Here is a 20,881-nt window from a genome sequence, read left to right as displayed (position 1 = left end):
TGACCTATCGCAAAACGGCCCCGTGCCGATTCAGCTAATCTGAAGCTATCCCCAGGGTTTTATTGCCCTTTTTTCATCAATATAGCGGTGTAATATGCAAGTTTTGATCATGCGTCATGGTGATGCCGTACCTGACGCCGCCAGTGATGCGCTCCGGCCGTTAAGCCGCCGGGGAGATGAAGAATCTCGTCAAATGGCAGCCTGGCTCAACGATCAGTCGGTTGATATTGAGCGGGTGCTGGTGAGTCCTTACGTACGGGCTCAACAGACGTTGCAGGTCGTAGCGGAGAAAGTGCCGCTGCCGGAAAGTGAATGTCTGCCGGAGCTGACGCCGGGGGGCAACGCCGAACTGGTGTGCGATTATTTGCTGGCGCTGGCAAAAGAAGGCACCGGTGCGGTGCTGGTGGTTTCCCACCTGCCGCTGGTGGGGTATCTGGTCGCCGGGTTGTGCCCGACTGAGACCGCGCCCATGTTCGCTACATCGGCCGTTGCCTGCGTCGAGCTGGATGACGTCTCCGGCACCGGCGTATACCACTGGCAGGTCACGCCGTCCCAACTGACTGCCAAAGTCAAACCCTGATCGTCCGACGACAGGCGCCGTTAGCGGCTCCTGTCTGGTTTTCATGCGGTTTACGCCGTGGCGATTTTCCTGAATGACGGGGAAGGTGAGGTGGGGGAGGGTTATTCCTCGTCAGCGCTTTCCTGCGCCACCAGCACCAGCAGGGCCGCATTACCGCCGAATTCCTTCGGTGCCTGATGAAACGCCAGTACGTCCGGATGCTGGGCCAGCCACAGCGGGGTCTGCTGTTTAAGAATGTGTTTGCCGTGACCGTGCATCACGCAGGCGCAGTAGACATGTTCACGCCGGCAGGCGGCCAGCAGCGCCCCCAGTTCCTGCTTGGCTTCCAACTGCGTCAACCCGTGCAGATCCAGAAACAGCTCCGGTGAATAGTTGCCGCGGCGCAGTTTCTTCAGTTCGTAATGACTGGCGCCCGGCCGGACATAGCGTGTCGGCCCTTCATTCTCCAGCTGTGGCTGGAATTCGTCAGAAAAATAGAAACTGGCGTCCACCTGTTCCTGAATCATCCGCCGCGGCGGCAACGCGCCGGGCTTGGTTCGGGCCGGACGGTGAACATAGGTGTCCTGACGTAACCGGGTGGCGCCCGCCACCGATGTGCGGAAAAGCGCCTGTTCCTCGTCATCAAGCATGAATTTTTTTTTCATTGTGCGTCACTCTGTCATCGTCGCGGTTCTGTTACAGAACATCAACACGGTATCCGCCGTGATGGCAATTTTCAATGGCGTGATTTTTAATGGCATGGTTTTCAATGAAATGTAGTTTACCCGTTCCGTGCCGGTCGCTAAACAAAACCTTATCGTCATGTCCCCCGGTCCGCGCCGTCCGGCGGTGATATCTGCTGATTTGTCGCCGTCTTCATGGCAAACTATCCGTTGCGATCACAGAGACAGCGATCACAGAGAGAGTGATCACAAGAACAGTAGTCTGCGGAGGACAAACTTGGACAAAATTTTCGTCGATGAGGCGGTCAACGATCTGCATACCATTCAGGATATGCTGCGCTGGGCAGTGAGCCGGTTTAACGCCGCCAACGTCTATTACGGTCATGGCACCGATAATCCGTGGGATGAGGCGCTGCAACTGGTGCTGCCCAGTCTGTTTCTGCCGATCGATATTCCGGAAGACATGCACCTCGCCCGGCTGACGTCCAGCGAGCGTCATCGCATCGTCGAGCGGGTGATTCGCCGCGTCAACGAACGTGTTCCGGTCGCTTATCTGACGAACAAAGCCTGGTTTTGCGGACTGGAGTTTTATGTCGACGAGCGGGTGCTGGTGCCCCGTTCGCCGATTGGCGAATTGATCAATAACCGTTTCGCCTCGCTGTTGCCCAACGCGCCGCGCCATATTCTCGACTTGTGCACCGGCAGCGGCTGTATCGCCATCGCCTGCGCGCAAGCATTCCCCGAAGCGGAAGTGGATGCGGTGGATATTTCCGCCGAGGCGCTGGCGGTGACCGAGCAAAATATTCAGCAGCACGGTATGGAATATAACGTCACGCCGATCCGTTCCGATCTGTTCCGCGACCTGCCGGCGATTCAGTATGACCTGATCGTCACCAATCCGCCGTACGTGGACGAAGAAGACATGGCCGACCTGCCGCAGGAATACCGCTTCGAGCCGGAGCTGGGGCTGGCGGCAGGTAGCGACGGCCTGAAACTGGTGCGTCGGATTCTGGCGTGCGCGCCGGACTTCCTTACCGAAGAGGGCGTGCTGATTTGTGAAGTCGGCAACAGCATGGTGCACCTGATGGAGCAGTATCCGGACGTCCCGTTCACCTGGCTGGAGTTCGACAACGGCGGCGACGGTGTCTTCATGTTGACCCGTTCCCAACTGCTGGACTGTCAGGCGCATTTCAGTATTTACCGGGATTAATCCCTCCGCAGGGCGACGGGCGGTAGGTATCCGTCTGGCGCCCTGATGTTTTTTCAATGCTAAGGAGCCGTGATGGCAGGAAACAGTATTGGTCAGTTTTTCCGTGTCACCACCTTTGGTGAATCGCATGGCATCGCCCTGGGATGCGTGGTGGATGGCGTACCGCCGGGCATTCCGCTGACCGAGGCCGATTTGCAGCACGACCTGGACCGTCGTCGTCCGGGCACTTCTCGTTATACCACCCAGCGCCGCGAGCCGGACCAGGTGCGTATTCTGTCCGGGGTGTTTGAAGGGGTGACTACCGGCGCCAGTATCGGTCTGTTGATTGAAAATACCGACCAGCGTTCGCAGGATTATGGCGCCATCAAGGATCTGTTCCGTCCCGGCCACGCCGACTACACCTATGAGCAGAAATACGGCATCCGCGACTACCGCGGCGGCGGTCGGTCTTCCGCCCGTGAAACCGCCATGCGCGTCGCCGCCGGCGCCATTGCCAAGAAATACCTGCAACAGCAGCATGGCGTGGTGATTCGCGGCTATCTGGCGCAGATGGGCGACGTGACCTGCGAGCTGAAAGACTGGGCGCAGGTGGAGCAAAATCCGTTTTTCTGCCCGGACCCGGACAAGCTCGACGCGCTGGATGAACTGATGCGCGCACTGAAAAAAGAGGGCGACTCTATCGGCGCTAAAGTGACGGTGGTGGCCGAGTCGGTGCCGCCGGGGCTGGGCGAGCCGGTGTTTGATCGCCTTGATGCCGATCTGGCTCACGCGCTGATGAGCATTAATGCCGTCAAAGGCGTGGAAATCGGCGACGGCTTTGCAGTCGTGAACCGTCGCGGCAGCGAAAACCGTGACGAAATCACCCCGGAAGGCTTTCAGAGCAACCATGCGGGCGGCATTCTGGGCGGCATCAGCAGCGGTCAGGCGATTACCGCCCATCTGGCGCTGAAACCGACCTCCAGCATCACCGTGCCGGGGCGCACCATCACCCGCGACGGCGAGGCAACGGAAATGATCACCCGCGGTCGCCACGACCCGTGCGTGGGCATTCGCGCGGTGCCGATTGCCGAGGCGATGATGGCGATTGTGCTGATGGATCATCTGTTGCGCCAGCGCGCGCAGTGCGCGGACGTGACAAGCCAGGTTCCCCGTTGGTAACACCATAAGAAACGCGGTAATACACCGAATACGAATACCATAAAACAATGAAAACAAACTGGATTGGGATGGTGGCGTTGCTGCTGAGCAGCGCCGCGCTGGCGAAGACACCGTGGCAGGAGATAAGCCACCCGGTGGCAGGCCAGCCTCAGGCCATCGGCGCGTTTGCCAATGGCTGTATCATCGGCGCACAGCCGTTGTCGTTGCAGTCGCCGGATTATCAGGTGATGCGCGTCGACCAGCGGCGTTACTTCGGTCATCCGGACTTGCTGGCGTTCATCAATCGCCTCAGCGCCGGCGTGCATCGGACCACCGGCGGCACCGTGCTGATCGGCGACATGGGCATGCCGGCCGGCGGGCGGTTCAGCAGCGGCCACGCCAGCCATCAGTCGGGGTTGGATGTGGATATTTGGCTGCAACTGCCGCGCCAGCGCTGGAGTCAGCAGCAGTTACTGCAACCGCAGCCGTTGGATTTGGTGCAGGCGGACGGTAAAAACGTCAATCCGCGCGCATGGTCGCCGGATGTCCTGAAGCTGGTAAAAACGGCGGCGCAGGATAATGACGTGACGCGCATTTTCGTCAACCCGGCGATCAAAAAGCAGCTGTGTCTGGAAGCCGGCGGCGATCGCAACTGGCTGCACAAGGTGCGGCCGTGGTTCGCCCACCGCGCGCACATGCACGTGCGGCTGCGTTGCCCGGCGAACAGCCTGGAGTGTCAGGAGCAGGATGCGCCGCCGGCGGGCGACGGATGCGGCGCTGAACTGAACAGCTGGTTCCAGCCGCGCAAACCGGGCGCCGAACCACCGGCCAAAACGACGCCTCCCCCCTTGCCGCCTTCCTGTCAGGCGTTGCTTGATCGCCATCTGATTGCGGAATAATTCATGGAATGGTTCGTTGTCGGGCCGGATGTGCTGGCCCTGTTGTTTCTGGCGAGCGTGATCGCCGGATTCGTGGATTCGATCGCCGGCGGCGGCGGGTTGCTGTCTATTCCGGTGTTGCTGGCGGCGGGGCTGTCGCCTGCTCAGGTGCTGGCGACCAATAAATTGCAGGCCGTGGGCGGCTCGTTTTCCGCCAGCCTGTATTTCATCCGCCGCAAAGCGGTGGATATGAAAATACTGAAGCTGGCGGTGCCGCTGACTTTTGTGGGTGCGATGTTCGGCGCCTGGCTGATTCAGCAGATTCATGCCGATTTCCTGCGTAAGCTGCTGCCGGTGTTGGTGATCGGCATTGGGCTCTATTTTCTGCTGATGCCGAAAGTAGGGGATGAGGATCGGCATGCTCGGATGTCGCTGTTGCCGTTTTCCCTGTTGGGCGGCGCCTGCGTCGGGTTTTACGACGGCTTCTTCGGGCCGGGCGCCGGTTCGTTTTATGCGCTGGCCTATGTCACCCTGCTGGGGTTCAATCTGGCGAAAGCCACCGCGCACGCCAAAGTGCTCAATTTTACCTCCAATTTCGGCAGCCTGCTGTTCTTCATGCTGGGCGGCCAGGTGGTATGGGGCGTTGGTTTGGTCATGCTGGTCGGGCAGATTATCGGCGCCCGGTTGGGGGCCAGAATGGTGCTGACCAAGGGACAGAAACTGATTCGCCCGATGCTGGTGATCATGTCCGCCCTGATGAGCATCAAATTGATTCATGACAACCACGGCAGCGAGATTGCCCGCTGGCTGGGACAGCTATTCTTATGACGATGTTGACTGAAACGATAAGCACTCACCATTACGACCAGTTGATCACTGTTTTCAACCGGTGTTTTAGCGAGGAATACAACACCCGGCTGGTGAAAGGCGACGATGAGCCTATCTACCTGCCGGCCGACGATCAGGCGCCGTATCACCGCATTGTGTTTGCGCATGGGTTCTATGCCAGCGCCATGCACGAGATTTCACACTGGTGCATTGCCGGTGAAGAGCGCCGCAAATTGGTGGATTTCGGCTACTGGTATTGCCCGGACGGACGCGACGCCGCGACCCAAAGCCAGTTCGAGTCGGTGGAAATCAAGCCGCAGGCGCTGGAGTGGATGTTCTGCGTGGCCGCCGGTTTCCCGTTTAATGTCAGTTGCGACAACCTGAATGGCGATGTCGACCCGGACCGTATCGCTTTCCAGCGTCGGGTGCACGCGCAGGTGATGACCTATCTGCAACAGGGCGTTCCCGGCCGACCTGCGCGCTTTATTCAGGCGCTGCGGGATTTTTACCACACCGCGCCGCAAACCGCGGCGGACTTTCCTTACCCGGCCGATCTGTGACGATCGGCGGGCAACACGATAACTGAGGACCATCAATGATCGCAGAATTCGAGGCGCGCATCCTGACGCTGATTGACAACATGGTGGAGCACGCCAGCGATGATGAGCTGTTTGCCAGCGGTTACCTGCGCGGTCACCTGACGCTGGCGGTGGCGGAAGCCGAAGCGCATGGCGAACAGACGGCGCAGGCGCTGCATGCGCGGGTGCAGGAGAGCCTGAACAAGGCGATTAAGAATGGCGAACTGTCGCCGCCGGACCAGACGCTGGTCGCCCAGGTGTGGGAATCGCTGTATCAGCAGGCGCAATTGCAATAACCCGCCCGTAGACCGAAATGGCGACCGCCTGTTTCGAGTCGTGATGCAATAATTAACCACTCCCTAAACCAGATCCCGTGATCGGCATACGTGCGGTTACGGGATCTGAATCGGCTCATTTTTTGGCCCGGCGCCCTTCGGGCTGCCTCAGCGACGCGACAAATCTACCGCCCGTATTTTTGCCTTAACCGAAACAGCAACGCCTGTCTGGCATGGGCGACGCGTGGCTGGCGCAAGGCGCTGGGTTGCCAGAGCAAATAGTAACTTCGGCTGGCACGCGCTACGGGTGCCGGAATTTCACGCAGTTCCCCTCGTTCGATATAAGGCGTGCATAAATATGCAGGCAGGGCGCTCCAGCCAAACCCCTCACACAGTAAGCTGCATAAGGCACGCAGATCTTGCCCGACCATGGCGGGAAGAATGGCCGGCGCCTGCACCCGATTCGCCGTGAACCAGTTATCGATAAGCGGCAGCGTCAGGCTATAGGCCAGCACCGGTTCGGTTTGCATCGCCGCCAGCGTATCCGGCGTGTTCATCAACCGGCTGACGACCTGGGGCGACGCAACCGCCATCACTTCGTCGGTCAGCATCAACTCGCTTTTCAACCGGTTGTCATGTGAGGGCGCCGCAGAGATCCCTAAGTCACAGTAACCCTCAATCAGGCTTTGGATAATCGCGTCGTAATCCCCGGTTTGCATCCGGACGCGCACCCCCACTTCCAGCAGCGGCAATAATTGCCTGGCCACGACGGCGGCCAGAAAATCCGCATGACCGATGATTTGTAATGCGCCGGCCAATTCCAGCGATCGCGCTTTCACCGAGGCCAGCGCGTTTTCCGCTTCATCCAGCCGGTCGCCAATATCCGCCGCCAATTCATCGGCCACCGAGGTGGGGGTTACGCCCCGCGTTTGCCGCTCAAACAGCGGGCGCCCAATCGACATTTCCAAACCGGCGATATGCTGCGATACCGCAGGCTGCGTGAGGTTAAGCGTGCGTGCGGCTCCGCTGATAGAGCGCTGTCGATATACCTCAATAAAGGTTCTTAGCCGAGCGAGAGACATGTGTTATCCATAAAATTTTTTATATATATACCTAACTATGCTAGTTGGTCACAATTGATTAACGTCGCTAAAGTGCGTTCTATCAAAACATAACTGTCTTTTTTTAGTGAGTCGGCTTGCAGGAAGCAAAGGAAAATTTATACCAAAGCCAGAATGGAAAAAGACGCCGCACGATCCTTAAGGAGCGATCGCCATGCTTTTAGCGCAAACGAACAACGATTTAAAAGCGATATTGCAGACCATGAAGAACGCCCACATCGCCAATGGCCCGGCCGATGCCGCGCTGCGCCGCGACAGGCTGTTACGCAGCGCCCGGCTTATCCGGGAGAATTATCCGTCGCTCAGCAAAGCGATGGATGCGGATTTCGGTCACCGAAGCCGGTATCAGTCGCTGGTGGCGGATATGGTGACGACGGTGAAAACGCTTGAGCATTCCGCGGATCACGTGGCGCAATGGATGAAACCGGAATTCGTCGACAGCCCCCTGCCGGGCATGCAGGCCTGGATACAGCATCAGCCGCTGGGCGTGGTCGGGGTGATCAGCCCGTGGAATTTTCCCATCAATCTGGCATTTGGTCCGCTGGCCGGCGTGTTTGCCGCAGGCAATACGGCGATGCTGAAACCGTCGGAGCTGACGCCTGCTACCTCGGAACTGCTGGCGGAGCTGATCGCGCGTTACTTTGACCCGCTGGAACTGGAAGTGGTGCTGGGGGATGCGGCGATTGGCGCCGCGTTCAGCAGCCTGCCGTTTGATCATTTGGTCTTTACCGGCAGCTCCGCCGTTGGTCGCCATGTGATGCGCGCCGCAGCCGATAATCTGGTACCCGTTACACTGGAACTGGGGGGAAAATCGCCGGTGGTTATCGACCGCGATGCGGATGTCGGCCTGGCGGCGCGGCGCACATTGACTGTGAAAACCTTTAATGCCGGTCAGATCTGCCTCTCTCCTGACTACGTCATGCTGTCGGACGATCAGGTGGATGCCTTTATTCATGCCGGCAAAGCGTTTATGGCTCAGGCATTCCCGACGCTTCAGAACAACCCTGACTATACGGCCATCATCACGCCGCGACACTATGATCGTCTGGTGGGGCTGTTAAAAGACGCCAAAGATCAGGGGGCGACGCTGGTAAGCCTGGCTCCGCAGGGCGAGCCGGATTTTGATGCGGTTTCCCGCAAGATCGCGCCGCATCTGCTGCTGAATGTCACCGATGACATGCAGATCATGCAGGAAGAGATTTTCGGGCCGCTGTTGCCGGTACGCACCTGTCGTTCGCAGGAAGAGGCGATTGCTTACATCAACGCGCATCCCCGTCCGCTGGCGGCGTATTACTTTGGTCAGCAACCGGCGCGGCAAACCGCGTTCGCTGAACGAACCACGTCAGGAGCGCTGGTCATCAATGATGTGATGACGCACGCCAGCAATGATGCGCTGCCCTTTGGCGGGGTAGGGGCGTCCGGCATGGGGGCTTACCACGGCATTCATGGTTTCCGCCGTTTTAGCCACGCCAAACCGATTGTGGTCCAGAATGAAGAGGGCGCATTCAACCTGCGTTTGCGCGCGCCCTATCGTGACAAACTGTCTCAGCTTGAAGCGTTTCTGCAAGGCTAATGTAAAAGCACCCGGTATGGGTGATGTGAGGAGAATTGCGATGAAAATATTGATGGTATTAACGTCCCACGACCAGTTGGGAAACACCGGTAAGAAAACCGGCTTCTGGCTCGAAGAGTTTGCCGCCCCTTATTACGTGTTTAAAGATGCGGGTGCCGACGTCGTGCTGGCGTCACCGGCAGGCGGACAGCCGCCGCTGGATCCGAAAAGTGATTTGCCGGAATTTCAAACCGAACTGACCCATCGATTCAAGGCCGATCCGGCAGCACAGCAGGCGCTGGCCTCCACGGTGAAACTGGACAGCGTCCGTATGGACGATTTTGACACGGTGTTCTATCCGGGTGGTCATGGCCCACTGTGGGATTTGGCCGAATCACCGACCTCAAGTGCTCTGATCGAAGCATTTGAACGGGCTGGAAAACCCATCGGCTTCGTGTGTCATGCCCCTGGCGTCTTGCGTCATGTCAAAGCCGCCAATGGCGAGCCGCTGATCAAAGGTCGCCAGGTAACCGGGTTTACCAACACGGAAGAAGCCGCGGTGGAATTAACCGATGTGGTGCCGTTTTTGATTGAAGACGAGTTTCAACAACTGGGTGGTCTGTATTCCAAAGGCCCGGACTGGCATCCCTACATCGTTGAAGACGGTAAGCTTATCACCGGCCAGAACCCGGCCAGCTCGGAAGCGGTCGCCAGGGCATTGTTAAAACAGCTGGCCTAATCGGCCGACAAAGGAAACCGGCAGAATGACCATAAAGTTACATCATCTGAATGATTCGCGCTCCATACGCATTCTCTGGTTACTGGAGGAGGCGCAGCTTCCCTATGAGCTGATCCGCTACCAGCGCAACCCGCAGACGCAACTGGCGCCAGAGGAACTTAAGGCGATTCATCCGCTGGGTAAATCGCCGGTGGTGGAGATTGACGGCAAGGTGATTGCCGAGTCGGGCGCCATCGTTGAGTACATTATCAGCCAATACGCGCCGCAGCTGGCGCCTGATGAGCAGGACGCGTGTTATGTCGAGTATCTGCAATGGATTCATTTTGCGGAAAGCTCGGCCATGCTGCCTGTATTACTGAAAGTCTTTAATCAGTTTGAGAAAAAAGCCGGCCAGACGCTGCACTTTCTGGATGATTATGCCGAGGCGGAATTCAGGAAAGTGTTTGCTTATCTGAACGACTACCTTGCCTCACGTGAATTTATTGTCGGGCAACGTCTGAGCGGGGCGGACTTTATGCTGGGGTTCGTGGTGAAGCTGGTCACGGAGCGGTTTAATCTGGGGCAGCAGTATCCCAACATTCTCCGCTATTCGAAACGGCTTTCTGATACGCCGAGCTGGCAGAAGGCGCGGCGTCTGGAATCCAGTCAGGCATGACGGCGTCAGGCCTGAACGGTGTTTACTGATTTTAAAGCGGTTATCTTGTCTTAAAAGGGAGTGACAATTATGGCTGTTGAGAAAGTACTTTATCGTGCCCAGGCGTCGGTGACCGGCGGGCGAGATGGACATGCGGTTTCCGATGATAATCATCTTGACCTAAAACTGACCACACCGCGCGAGCTGGGCGGCCTGGGCGGTTCCGGCACCAACCCTGAGCAACTGTTTGCCGCCGGCTATGCGGCCTGTTTTACCGGCGCGCTGAAACTGGTGGCGTCCAAAGAGAAGGTGTCGGTTCCCGCTACTACGGTGATTGAAGGCCTGGTCGGCATTGGTCCATCCGGCGGCGGTTTTGGCATTGAAGTCGAACTGCGCATTACTATTCCGGGGATGGACAAGGCGCAGGCACAGGCGTTGGTGGAAAAAGCGCATCAGGTTTGCCCCTATTCCAACGCCACTCGCGGTAATATCGATGTGACCCTGACGGTGTTGTAATGGTTTGCCGGATAACACGTAAAGGTGGATGACGCTCAAGCGGTCATCTCCTGTCCCCGGTTATTTTGCTGAAACGTAACCGGGGGCAGCGCAACGTGGTTTTACTATATTGAGCTATCGCAATTGAGCTATCGCAGCCTTGGGCTATCGCAGCCAGAAACAGAGCGCATAAAACACGCCCAGGCTCCCCATCACCGCCAGCATCGTGTGGCGAACCAGCAAGGCAATCACCACGCTACCCACCGCGCCCCATAAATACGGGTTATCGGGAAAGGGACGCAATGTTTCCTGATGCAACAGAATCACCGGTCCGCAAATAGCCGTCAGCAGACAAGGCGCGGAGTAGTTGAGCGCTTCCCGGAATAAGGCAGGCAGCCTGACGGGAACGCCGGGTTCAAGAAAAACGTAGCGGTAAGCAAACACGACCAGCGCCAGCAGCAGTAATAATCCCCAACTCATGATGTTTCTCCGGTCCTTGATGTTTTTTCGCTAAGCCGTGCCATCAGCACGGAAACGGCCATGCCGCCGAGGCCGGCTATCATAATCGCCCCTTCGATGCGCCAGTAAGCCAGTAGCATGGACATGAACAATGAAAACAGCGTCCCCGCCAGCACCGGCAGGCGCTTGACCATGGGGACCACCAGCGTGATAAAGGTGGCGACGATGGAAAAATCCAGATGGTAGCGATCGAGATGGGGAATCGCATTCGCCATCATCACGCCCGCCAGGCTGCATATCACCCAGCTCACATAAAACGTCAGCCCGGCGCCGAGCAGATAGGCGGTGGTCAGCCGTGCCTTTGCGGCTATCGCCAGGGCGAACAGTTCATCGGTCAGTAAAAAACCCAGCAACAGACGATAACGCGCCTTTAACGGCGCGACCGTGGGGCGCAGCGTCAGGCCATAAATCAGGTGCTGGGCGGTAATCACCATCACGGTCAACACGATAGTCATGACGCTGCTGCCCGACATCAGCAGGCTCAGCGTCACCAATTGCGCGGCGCCGGCGAAGATCACCGCCGACATACCCACCGCTTGCCAGAATGTCAGCCCGGCCTGCACCGCCATTGAGCCGGCCAGAATGCCCCAGGGAATAACCGCCACGCACAGCGGCAGCATGGCTATCGCACCGCGAAGGCACTGGCCGAATGCCGAATTCGGCGGAGATTGTCGTGATAAGGCGGTAAAAGATGGAAATGGCATAACAATGAACGCTCTCCTTCAGGTTATAGACCGGAAGGATAGGCAGGTGAGACGCGGCGGTATTGAAAGAAATTGCCTATGCCTGATTACTTCAGAGTACGAACAAATTCACCCGGGGTGATGCCCATCGCGCGTTTGAAATGGCGATTGAAGTGGCTCTGATCGGAGAATCCGCACCGGGATGCGGTGTCGGACAGGCCGGCGCCCTTTATCAGCAACGAACGTGCCTGACGCAGGCGCGCCTGAACCAGATAAGCATGCGGCGTCATGCCCAGCAGCGCCTTGAATTGCCTGAGAAAATGCCACGGGCTGAGGCCGGCTATCTCCGCCAGCTGCAACAGGCTGATATCCTGCTCCGGGCATTCGTCAAGCCACGCTTTTGCCCGCAGAATGGACAGACCCGCTGATGGCAAAACCCGTCCATCGGCGCGGGTTTTGCTGTAGCGCAGCATCAGCCAGCTCAATGACGAAAACAGCAGCGTTTCTTTCAGCAGGCTATTGCCTGCCTGCGGCAACAGGGTGAAGGCCAGCCGCAATTGCGCCGACAATCCGGGGTCATGGACAACGGCATCGGGAAACCAGGGGGTAGCGCCTTGCGGCACGCGCAGGTCGCGCGACAGGTGGCATAGCAAGTCCGGCGAAGGATAGATGGCGCGATAAGACCAACCGCTGGCGACAGCCGAGTGGCCGGTGTGAATCTCGTCGGCGTTGACCAGAATAATGTCGCCGGTGGGGGCAACGTGTTCACCGCCGGTGCGATAGAAACGTTGCGCGCCTTCCTCAATCACGCCAATACAGAAATTCTCGTGCGAATGGCGGGAAAAACGCTGGTTGTGATAGCGGGCCTGCAGCATTTCCAGCCCACCCAGATCTTTCAGGTGGTGAAACTGCACTTCTTCCCGTGACGAGGTTTTTCCCATAATCGGCTCTCGAATCCTGTTTAGTATAAAATTGCTGCCGTATCGAACACGCTATCCCTATATTCAGTTATACCGCTTTGCCTTTCAGCAATTTTCTTACCCAAAAACGATGGGGGTGCAGCGCCGCCAGCGTATCGCTGTCCAGCGGCAGCGGTTCGCCGAACAGCTGCGATGCCAGAATCTCGGCGGCCAGCGGCGCAGAACATAAACCGCGTGACCCCAAAGCGCCGATCAGATAGAGATTCGGCCAGGATGGGGCAACGGTCACCTCATCACCCGCGGCACGCTGTCTGGGCAGATCCTGATAGTCGGCCAGCGTTTGGCTGTAATCCGGCACTTGACCGAGCAACGGCAGATGATCGCGAATGGCGCAGCGCACGCCGCAACGCGCCTGTTGCCCAGAGATATCCACGTCGGCAGGCCAGTCGCTGTCGGGCAGGCAGTCCATCAGCCGCTGACGGTTGTGCTGCTGATCGGTTTCACGGTAATCGGTGCCCGTATCGCCGCGATGATAGCTGGCGCCGATACAGTGGGTGTGGTGATGCGGGCTGACCGGTGTCAGATAGCCGTCGTAGCACAGCACCTGACGCAGCGCAGACAGCGCCGGCGTGTCGGGGACGTGGCTGACCTGGCCGCGCACCGGGTAAACGGGCAGATGTCGGGTCTGTTCCCAGTCGTTGATCTGATGGCCGTTGGCCAGCACCACCGTGGCGTGCTGTTTCTGGCTGCCATCCGCCAGCGTCAGTTGCCAGCCGCTGTCGGTGTGCGTTAGCGTGGATACGGTGGTAGATAAATGCGCCTGCAGGCCCTGCCGGCAGGCCAGCGCAAAGGCCGATGCGGTCAGCTCGGACGGGCACAGCCAGCCGCCCAGCGGGTAGGTGATGCCGTGGGTGCATAGCGGCACGCCGACCTGTTCGGTTAGCGTGCGTGCATCTGCCGGCCGCACCAGCGTATCCGGCCAGTTGCCGGCCAGTATCTGGGTTATTTTGCGCGTGCTTTTTCCATCGTAGGCCAACTGGCTGACGCCGCACCAGTCGTGTTCAAACGTCACGCCCTGCGCGGCGAGGGCGTCGTAGCTGCGACGCGCGAAGCCGAACGCGGTGGCGAAGAATCCCGACAATCCATCCTGCTTGTCATTCAGCAACGGATAGAGCGCGCCCTGACGATTGCCGGAGGCGCGTTGCCCCACCTGGTCGTCGGCGCAGTACAGCGTCACCCGCGCGCCGCGCCGCAGCAGCGCGAGCGCGGTTAATACCGCCGCGATGCCGCCGCCGACGATCGCCACGTCCTGCGGGTATGAGGCCGCCGGTCGGGCATACCAGGGGGTGGGATGAGGCCGTTCGCTGTTGTGCGTCACCGCGCCGCGCAGCATTTCCCGCTTCTGCCCGAATCCCTTGATTTTGCTGACGTCAAATCCTGCTTGTTGCAATCCCCGACGCACAAAACCGGCCGCGGTAAAGGTCGCGAACGTCCCTTCGTTGCGACACAGGCGCGCCATGGCGTGAAATAACGCATCGGTCCACATGTCCGGGTTTTTGGCCGGGGCGAACCCGTCGAGAAACCAGGCGTCGATACGCTGGGTCAGGCTGTGATCCAGTGTGGGCAGCAGGGCGTTGACGTCGCCGAACCACAGGTCCAGCGTAATGCGCCCCTGCGCCAGAATCAGCCGGTGACAACCGGGCAGCGCCAGCGGCCAGTGCCGGCGTAGTTCGTCGGCGAAGGGAGCCAGTTCCGGCCAACTGGCATGTGCGGTGGCCAGGTCCGACTGGCGCAGCGGAAATTTCTCAAAACTGATGAAGTGCAGCCGCTGCAGCGCGGCATTCGGTTGCTGCTGGCGAAACTGTTCGAACGCCTGCCACAGCGTCAGGAAATTCAGCCCGGTGCCGAAGCCGGTTTCCGCCACGGTGCAGACCGGGCCGGGATGTGTGAGAAAACGCTGCGGAAAACCGTTGCCCTGCAGAAAGACATAGCGGGTTTCCGCCAGGCCATCCTGGTTGGAGAAATAAACGTCATCAAACTGTTGCGATACAGGTGTACCCTGAGCGTTCCAGTTTAGCTTTGCATGCTGGATGGAAGGGCTTGTCACGGCAAATAACTCATTATTCAGGCGGTGGCGGGATTCTAGCGAGTGGTTTATTAAGTCGCAAATTTGAGAAAAGTTAGTCTGATCGGACTTGTTCAGCTTACATCTGTACGCTAAAGTGCGGAGCTAAATCCAAACTCTACAAGCGGAAGAGGTATTGAATGAAACGTGCGGTGATTACGGGTCTGGGGATACTGTCCAGTATCGGTAATAACAAAGAAGAAGTGCTGGCATCCCTGCGTGAAGGCCGTTCCGGCATCACTTTCTCCGAAGAGCTGAAAGATTCAGGCATGCGTAGTCACGTCTGGGGTAACGTCAAGCTGGATACGGCAGGTCTGATTGAACGTAAAGTTGTACGTTTCATGAGCGATGCCTCTATTTACGCTTACCTGTGTATGGAAGAAGCCGTCAAGGATTCCGGTCTGGCCGAAGAGGCCTACCAGAACAATCCGCGTGTAGGGTTGATCGTTGGCTCCGGCGGCGGTTCCCCGCGTTTCCAGGTATTCGGTGCTGACGCCATGCGCAGCCCGCGCGGCCTGAAAGCGGTCGGCCCCTATGTGGTGACCAAGGCGATGGCCTCCGGCGTATCCGCTTGTCTGGCGACGCCGTTTAAAATCCACGGCGTGAACTACTCCATCAGCTCCGCTTGCGCCACGTCCGCGCACTGTATCGGCAACGCGGTCGAGCAGATTCAGATGGGCAAACAGGACATCGTGTTCGCCGGCGGCGGCGAAGAGCTGTGCTGGGAACTGGCGTGCGAATTCGACGCCATGGGCGCGCTGTCCACCAAATACAACGAAACGCCGGAACGCGCTTCCCGTACCTATGACGCGGATCGCGACGGTTTTGTCATCGCCGGCGGCGGCGGCATGGTGGTCGTGGAAGAGCTGGAGCACGCGCTGGCGCGCGGCGCCCATATCTATGCCGAAGTGGTTGGCTATGGCGCGACGTCCGATGGCGCCGACATGGTGGCACCGTCAGGCGAAGGCGCGGTGCGCTGCATGAAGCTGGCGCTGCAGGATGTCGATACCCCGGTGGACTACATCAATACTCACGGTACCTCAACGCCGGTGGGCGATGTGAAAGAACTGTGGGCGATTCGTCAGGTTTTCGGCGACAAGGTTCCGCCGATCTCTTCCACCAAAGCCATGACCGGCCATTCGCTGGGTGCCGCGGGCGTGCAGGAAGCCATTTATACGCTGCTGATGCTGGAGCACGGTTTCATCGCACCGAGCATCAACGTTGAAACGCTGGACGAGCAGGCGCAGGGCATGAACGTCGTCACTGAGCCGACCGAACGTAACCTGACTACCGTGATGTCCAACGGTTTCGGATTCGGCGGCACTAACGCCGTGCTGGTGATGCGCAAATACGCGCAGTAACAGTAATCGGTAATCATGCAGAAGAATACCGGGCTTGCCCGGTATTTTTTTGTCTGACGATCGTTGCCGTTAACCCATTTTTCTCTGCTGTGCTCTCGTCATTCCCGCATTACAGTACTATCCACATCAGCAAGGCCACCACCAGGAGCGCCACCAGCGCCAGCCCGATAGGTTTATTGACCAGCGTCCGCCATTCCTGCGGCAAGGCTACGATTAACGGGTTGATAAACGGCTGTAGCGGCGTGACGGAAGCCTCCTGTATCTGCTGGAGTCGCCGGCGGTACAGGAAGGTCACCACCTCGCTGATTTGCGAAGGGGTGAGCGGCGTTTGCGGTGTGATATTCAGGGTGTTGCGGGTGAAGTCCTGCAACAGTTGTTGCTCCTGCTGATCGAGCGGCTGTTTCAGCGCCGCCTGCAGCGTATGCAAGGTGGGCAGGGTATGCTGCTGCAACAAAACGCTTTGGGTATTGAGGAACTGGCTTAACACCTGAAAGTTCTTTGCCGGAATCGGGTCGCCGGTTTTCAATCCCTGCATCTCCATCAGCGTTTGCCAGACTTTGCCCGGTGATTCGCCGCTCAGCGCCACCAGTTTTGCTACTAACTGGTTGAGCTGGTTGTGTTCCGCGGGCAGCAGCGCGCGGTCCAGCAGTGCGGTCGCCGCCGGCGATGAATTGGCGGTGAGTCCGTCAGGAACGACGCCGGCTTGCAGCAGAGCCGCCAGTTGCTGAGACGTTTGCGGCAGCGGCGGCGGTATGGTGGTGGCGGTTGGTGTCTGGGGAAACTGGATCGGCTGCCCTGTCGCGGTAGTGCCGAACGGCAACGCCGAGGTATTACCCGTGGACAACAGCGTAGCGGCCTGCGGCAACTGACCGTTTTGCAGCAGCGTCACCACCAGCTTTAGCTGCGACGGCGTCAGCGAACTCAGCACGGTATGGCCGAACTGCTGGCGGATGAAATCGCTGACGGCCTGACGGTTATTCCCCTGCGACAGCAGGTTGGTTAGCTGTTGCAGTAACTGGCGGCTATCCTGCGAGCCCTGTACGGTCGTCAGCCGGTTTTGCAAACTCTGCTCGGCCGCCGGAAACTGGCTGGCGAGCAGTTCCGCGTTATTTTTCGTCCCCAGTTCAGCGCGCACGGTTGCCCAGATTTCCGCCGGCTTGGCGCCGCTCAGGGTGGAAATCTGCGTCACCAGCTTTTCCAGCGTGGTGCGCTGCGCCAGCGTCAATGGTAAATCGTCCGTCTGGGACGTCGCCGTTTTCGACAACGCGGTTTCCAGCGGTTTTTCTCCCTGCAGGGAAACATTACCGGGGTTACTGATCGGTTGCATGGTGTGATCCTTACCGTAGACGCTCGACGGGATTTCGCATCAGCCCGATGACGTTATCGCCATCATATTTATCATCAGTATAACTGGCGTCATCATAACAACGGCGCGGTACTACCGATAGTCGTCGGGTATGAACAGGTTAAAATTCCGTTAAGCGAGGCAAACAGGCGAGAAAACGCATGGCTGGCGTGAAGAACACTGCTCCCGGCGGGCAAAGCGGCGCGCGGATGAAACAATCCGCGGCGCTCGCTTTATGTGGTTGGCGCTGAGGCTACGTGCGGGGGACGGACCGGAGCTGGGTACGACGGCGGCGCCAATATTTCAAAACCGGCGGCGCCAGCAGAATCAGCACCGCCATCCCCAGCAATGTCTGGCTGATATGGCCTTCCCATAGGATGGATAACCCGCCGTTACTGATGGACAACGCGCGGCGCAGGTTCTGTTCCAGCATTTCCCCCAGCACAAAACCCAGAATCAGCGGCGACATGGGAAAGTTCATTTTGCGCAACAGGTAACCGAACACCCCCAGCCCGACCATCAGCAGCAGGTCGAAAGTCGTGCTGTGCACCGCGTAGACGCCGACGGCGGAAATAGCGGCAATCGCCGGCACCAGAAACCACATCGGGATCGCCAGCATGCGGGTGAACAGGCCAATCATCGGGAGATTGAGCAGTAACAGCATCAGGTTGCCGATCAGCATGGCGGCGATCAGGCCCCAGACGATATCGGGCTGCTCGGTAAACATGGCCGGACCCGGCGTGATGTTGTACAGCGTCAGCGCGCCCATCATCACGGCGGTGGTGCCGGAGCCGGGAACGCCCAGCGTCAGCATCGGAATGAACGAGCCGCAGGCCGAGGCGTTATTGGCCGCTTCCGGCGCCGCCACGCCGCGAATGTCGCCTTTGCCGAAGCTGTCGCTGTTGCCGCTGAGCTTCTTCTCCGTCATCCAGGCCATCGCGCTGGCGATGGTGGCGCCGGCGCCCGGCAGAATTCCGACAAAGAACCCCAGCAGCGACGCGCGCAACGTCGCCCCGACGCACTGCATGCCTTCGCGGGCGTTGAACAGCATACGCCCGGTGGTTTTGACCAACTTTTGTCCGCCGCCGGTTTGCTCCAGCATCAGCAGAATTTCGCTGACGGAAAACAGGCCGATCACCACTACCACGAACTGGATGCCGTCAGATAGATGAACACTGTCGAAGGTGAAACGATAGACGCCGGTATTGGCGTCCACGCCGACGGTGGCCATCGACAACCCAATCAGCGCCGCCAGAAAGGATTTCAGCGGGTTGTGGCTCATCATGCTGCCGAGACAGGCGATGGCGAACACCATCAGGGCAAAGTACTCGGCGGGCCCAAACGCCAGCGACCAGTCGGCCAGCAAGGGCGCAAACAGAATAATGCCGACGATGGCGATGCTGGAGCCGACGAACGAGCTGACGGCGGAAATGGACAGCGCCACGCCCGCTTTGCCCTGCTGCGCCATCGGATAGCCGTCAATCGCGGTCATGATAGCGCCGGCGTCCCCCGGCACATTGAGCAAAATGGAGGAGATGCGTCCGCCGTATTCACAACCGAGATAAACGGTGGCGAGCAGAATCAGCGCGGATTCCGCCGGCAATTTGAGCGCGAAAGCCAGCGGCATCAGAATCGCCACGCCGTTGATCGGGCCAAGACCGGGCAACAGCCCGACAATGGTGCCGATAAAACAACCGATCAGCGCGATCATCAGGTTTTGCGGCGTCATTGCTACCGCAAAACCCTGCATCAGAAAAGACCAGGTATCCATGAGATTGTCTCCCGGTTAGAACCACGCGCCGGCCGGCAGCGTGACGTCGAGCAGTTTATCGAAGGCATAAAACAGCGATACGCCCATCACCGCGCCGGACAACGCCGCCATCCACCACACCGCGCCGAACAGCATGCCGATGCCGCAGCCCAATAGAGCGGTGGTCAGCGGGAAGCCCAGCGGCTCAAACAACCAGGCGTACAGCGCCAGCATGATGACCAACAGCAGCAAGCGCTGGCGGACCGGCGGCGACGGCCAGACGAGGATATCCGGTTTACGCAGCAGCATCAGCGCAGCGCATAACGCCATCAGCCCCAGAATGGCGATGGGAAACGGGCGCGGGCCGACCGGTTCGTAACTGTATTCACTTTGGATCTCCCAGCCGATAACCAGGCCGATGAGGCACAGCGCCAGCCAGACTCCGGCAAACAGACGATCGCTCATGATGTGTTCCTCCTTTTATTTAGCCAGCCCAAACAGCTTTGCCTGTTCGCGGTAATCCGCGACCTGCTTTTTGACGTACGCATCCAGTGCCTGTCCGGTCAGGTTGAATTCGAACAGGCCGCGCAGGTCGCGCTGTTTTTTGAATTCGTCGGTGGCGGCGATGTGCTTAAACGCCTGCTCCCACCATTGGTAACTGGCGTCGCTGACTTTGGGGCCGAGATAAAAACCGCGGATGATCGGCCACACCAAATCGTATCCCTGCTCTTTGGCGGTAGGGACGTCGGCCAGTTGTCCCGGCAGACGTTGCTCGGAAAACACCGCCAGCACCCGAATTTTACCGCCTTGCAGATGCGGCACCATTTCGCTGATATCGCCGGAAACCGCCTGTACATGCCCGCCCAGCATGGCGGTCAGCGGTTCGCCGCCGCCTTCGAACGCGACGTAGCGCATGTCGCGCGGGCTGATCCCGGCGTGGCGCGCCAGCATCGCGGTTTTCATCCAGTCCTGGCTGCCGATGGATGCGCCGGCGCCGACCACCACCTGATTAGGGTTTTTCTGCATGGCGGCGAGCAGATCTTTCAGCGTCTGGTAAGGGGCGTCAGCCCGCACCGCGATCATGCCGTAGTCGGTGCCGACCGCCGCCAGCCATTTCACGTCGTCCACGCCGTAGCGCCCGAATTTTCCCTGCGCCAGGTTGAGCAGCGAGCCGCCGGAAAAGGCGACCACGGTGCCGGGTTCGTCCGGGCGTTGCGCCACGATGGCGTTGTAAGCGACCGCGCCCACGCCGCCGGGCATGTAGGTGACGCGCATCGGGCTATCGAGGGTGCCGGTTTCCTGCAGCGATATTTGCAGCAATTTACAGGTTAGATCGAAACCGCCGCCCGGCTTGGCCGGGGCGATGCATTCGGTTCGGGTCGGCGCGGCGGCCTGGGTGGGGGGCACGCTGGTAAACAATCCGCACAACGTCAGGGAAAGGGCGAGGTATTTTTTCATTGTCATTCCTTCCTGTTTGTCGTTCCCAAAA

The 20,881-nt window shown here is 59.0% G+C and carries 22 protein-coding genes; 12 read left to right on the top strand and 10 right to left on the bottom strand.

Annotation, left to right across the window (positions count from 1 at the left end; all coding sequences use genetic code 11):
• Positions 1 to 94: 94 nt before the first annotated feature.
• On the top strand, positions 95 to 580 hold the full coding sequence (gene sixA, locus DDA898_RS14805) for a phosphohistidine phosphatase SixA (RefSeq protein WP_038911577.1): 486 nt from the start codon (positions 95 to 97) through the stop codon (positions 578 to 580).
• Positions 581 to 681: 101 nt separating this feature from the next.
• On the opposite strand, the gene smrB is transcribed toward sixA, so the two are convergent.
• Positions 682 to 1,224: an endonuclease SmrB gene (smrB, locus tag DDA898_RS14800; protein ID WP_038911576.1), complete on the bottom strand. Its 543-nt coding sequence runs from the start codon at positions 1,222 to 1,224 to the stop codon at positions 682 to 684.
• 295 nt (positions 1,225 to 1,519) lie between these two features.
• Here smrB and prmB point away from each other — a divergent pair, with 295 nt between their 5' ends.
• From prmB to DDA898_RS14770, 6 genes are all read left to right on the top strand, one after another.
• Complete coding sequence (gene prmB, locus DDA898_RS14795; RefSeq protein ID WP_013318763.1) at positions 1,520 to 2,452, top strand: 50S ribosomal protein L3 N(5)-glutamine methyltransferase; 933 nt, start codon at positions 1,520 to 1,522, stop codon at positions 2,450 to 2,452.
• 72 nt (positions 2,453 to 2,524) lie between these two features.
• The gene (gene aroC, locus DDA898_RS14790) at positions 2,525 to 3,610 is read left to right on the top strand and encodes a chorismate synthase (RefSeq protein ID WP_038911575.1); all 1,086 of its coding nucleotides are present in this window, start codon (positions 2,525 to 2,527) and stop codon (positions 3,608 to 3,610) included.
• Between the two features lie 47 nt (positions 3,611 to 3,657).
• Positions 3,658 to 4,488: a penicillin-insensitive murein endopeptidase gene (gene mepA, locus DDA898_RS14785; protein WP_038911573.1), complete on the top strand. Its 831-nt coding sequence runs from the start codon at positions 3,658 to 3,660 to the stop codon at positions 4,486 to 4,488.
• 3 nt (positions 4,489 to 4,491) lie between these two features.
• Positions 4,492 to 5,295, top strand: coding sequence for a sulfite exporter TauE/SafE family protein (locus tag DDA898_RS14780; protein ID WP_038911572.1), 804 nt, complete (start codon positions 4,492 to 4,494; stop codon positions 5,293 to 5,295).
• Complete coding sequence (locus DDA898_RS14775) at positions 5,292 to 5,855, top strand: elongation factor P hydroxylase (RefSeq protein WP_013318759.1); 564 nt, start codon at positions 5,292 to 5,294, stop codon at positions 5,853 to 5,855. The genes DDA898_RS14780 and DDA898_RS14775 overlap by 4 nt, the downstream gene beginning before the upstream one ends.
• 35 nt (positions 5,856 to 5,890) lie before the next feature.
• A complete protein-coding gene (locus tag DDA898_RS14770) occupies positions 5,891 to 6,169 on the top strand; it encodes a YfcL family protein (RefSeq protein ID WP_013318758.1) in 279 nt (92 codons plus the stop codon).
• A gap of 164 nt (positions 6,170 to 6,333) precedes the next feature.
• On the opposite strand, the gene DDA898_RS14765 is transcribed toward DDA898_RS14770, so the two are convergent.
• Complete coding sequence (locus DDA898_RS14765; protein WP_038901645.1) at positions 6,334 to 7,230, bottom strand: LysR family transcriptional regulator; 897 nt, start codon at positions 7,228 to 7,230, stop codon at positions 6,334 to 6,336.
• A gap of 193 nt (positions 7,231 to 7,423) precedes the next feature.
• Here DDA898_RS14765 and DDA898_RS14760 point away from each other — a divergent pair, with 193 nt between their 5' ends.
• The 4 genes from DDA898_RS14760 (at position 7,424) to DDA898_RS14745 (ending at position 10,710) form a co-directional block, all read left to right on the top strand.
• A complete protein-coding gene (locus DDA898_RS14760) occupies positions 7,424 to 8,842 on the top strand; it encodes a coniferyl aldehyde dehydrogenase (RefSeq protein ID WP_038901644.1) in 1,419 nt (472 codons plus the stop codon).
• Between the two features lie 40 nt (positions 8,843 to 8,882).
• Entirely contained in the window at positions 8,883 to 9,560 is a 678-nt protein-coding gene (locus DDA898_RS14755) for a type 1 glutamine amidotransferase domain-containing protein (RefSeq protein ID WP_038911571.1), read from the top strand.
• Positions 9,561 to 9,585: 25 nt separating this feature from the next.
• Positions 9,586 to 10,215 carry a glutathione S-transferase family protein gene (locus tag DDA898_RS14750; protein ID WP_013318754.1) on the top strand — a complete coding sequence of 210 codons (630 nt, stop codon included), beginning with the start codon at positions 9,586 to 9,588 and terminating at the stop codon, positions 10,213 to 10,215.
• 69 nt (positions 10,216 to 10,284) lie between these two features.
• Positions 10,285 to 10,710: an organic hydroperoxide resistance protein gene (locus DDA898_RS14745; protein ID WP_038911570.1), complete on the top strand. Its 426-nt coding sequence runs from the start codon at positions 10,285 to 10,287 to the stop codon at positions 10,708 to 10,710.
• A gap of 144 nt (positions 10,711 to 10,854) precedes the next feature.
• Here DDA898_RS14745 and DDA898_RS14740 read toward each other — a convergent pair whose 3' ends face one another.
• The 4 genes from DDA898_RS14740 to mnmC all read right to left on the bottom strand — a co-directional run bounded on the left by DDA898_RS14740 (position 10,855) and on the right by mnmC (position 14,918).
• Positions 10,855 to 11,169, bottom strand: a complete 315-nt coding sequence (locus tag DDA898_RS14740; protein ID WP_038911569.1) for an AzlD domain-containing protein — start codon at positions 11,167 to 11,169, stop codon at positions 10,855 to 10,857.
• Complete coding sequence (locus DDA898_RS14735) at positions 11,166 to 11,912, bottom strand: AzlC family ABC transporter permease (RefSeq protein ID WP_081639254.1); 747 nt, start codon at positions 11,910 to 11,912, stop codon at positions 11,166 to 11,168. Before DDA898_RS14735 ends, DDA898_RS14740 begins: the two co-directional genes overlap by 4 nt.
• An 86-nt stretch (positions 11,913 to 11,998) precedes the next feature.
• Complete coding sequence (locus DDA898_RS14730; RefSeq protein ID WP_038911567.1) at positions 11,999 to 12,832, bottom strand: AraC family transcriptional regulator; 834 nt, start codon at positions 12,830 to 12,832, stop codon at positions 11,999 to 12,001.
• 67 nt (positions 12,833 to 12,899) lie between these two features.
• Positions 12,900 to 14,918, bottom strand: a complete 2,019-nt coding sequence (gene mnmC, locus DDA898_RS14725) for a bifunctional tRNA (5-methylaminomethyl-2-thiouridine)(34)-methyltransferase MnmC2/FAD-dependent 5-carboxymethylaminomethyl-2-thiouridine(34) oxidoreductase MnmC1 (RefSeq protein WP_038911566.1) — start codon at positions 14,916 to 14,918, stop codon at positions 12,900 to 12,902.
• 158 nt (positions 14,919 to 15,076) lie between these two features.
• On the opposite strand from mnmC, the gene fabB reads away from it, so the two are divergent.
• Positions 15,077 to 16,297 (top strand): beta-ketoacyl-ACP synthase I, encoded by a 1,221-nt coding sequence (gene fabB, locus DDA898_RS14720; RefSeq protein ID WP_038911565.1) that lies wholly within the window; start codon positions 15,077 to 15,079, stop codon positions 16,295 to 16,297.
• A 109-nt stretch (positions 16,298 to 16,406) separates the two neighbouring features.
• Here the strand turns inward: fabB and flk are convergent, their stop codons facing one another.
• The 4 genes from flk to DDA898_RS14700 form a co-directional block, all read right to left on the bottom strand.
• Positions 16,407 to 17,624, bottom strand: a complete 1,218-nt coding sequence (flk, locus tag DDA898_RS14715; protein ID WP_038911564.1) for a flagella biosynthesis regulator Flk — start codon at positions 17,622 to 17,624, stop codon at positions 16,407 to 16,409.
• A 271-nt stretch (positions 17,625 to 17,895) separates the two neighbouring features.
• Complete coding sequence (locus tag DDA898_RS14710; RefSeq protein WP_038911563.1) at positions 17,896 to 19,413, bottom strand: tripartite tricarboxylate transporter permease; 1,518 nt, start codon at positions 19,411 to 19,413, stop codon at positions 17,896 to 17,898.
• 15 nt (positions 19,414 to 19,428) lie between these two features.
• Positions 19,429 to 19,857 carry a tripartite tricarboxylate transporter TctB family protein gene (locus DDA898_RS14705; RefSeq protein WP_038901634.1) on the bottom strand — a complete coding sequence of 143 codons (429 nt, stop codon included), beginning with the start codon at positions 19,855 to 19,857 and terminating at the stop codon, positions 19,429 to 19,431.
• 15 nt (positions 19,858 to 19,872) lie between these two features.
• A complete protein-coding gene (locus tag DDA898_RS14700; RefSeq protein ID WP_038911562.1) occupies positions 19,873 to 20,850 on the bottom strand; it encodes a Bug family tripartite tricarboxylate transporter substrate binding protein in 978 nt (325 codons plus the stop codon).
• Between the last annotated feature and the right edge of the window lie 31 nt (positions 20,851 to 20,881).

This window comes from Dickeya dadantii NCPPB 898, from assembly GCF_000406145.1.
In the GTDB taxonomy this organism is placed as follows: domain Bacteria; phylum Pseudomonadota; class Gammaproteobacteria; order Enterobacterales; family Enterobacteriaceae; genus Dickeya; species Dickeya dadantii.
Note: the sequence above shows the minus strand (reverse complement) of the source record. Positions and strands in the feature narration are given on the sequence as shown.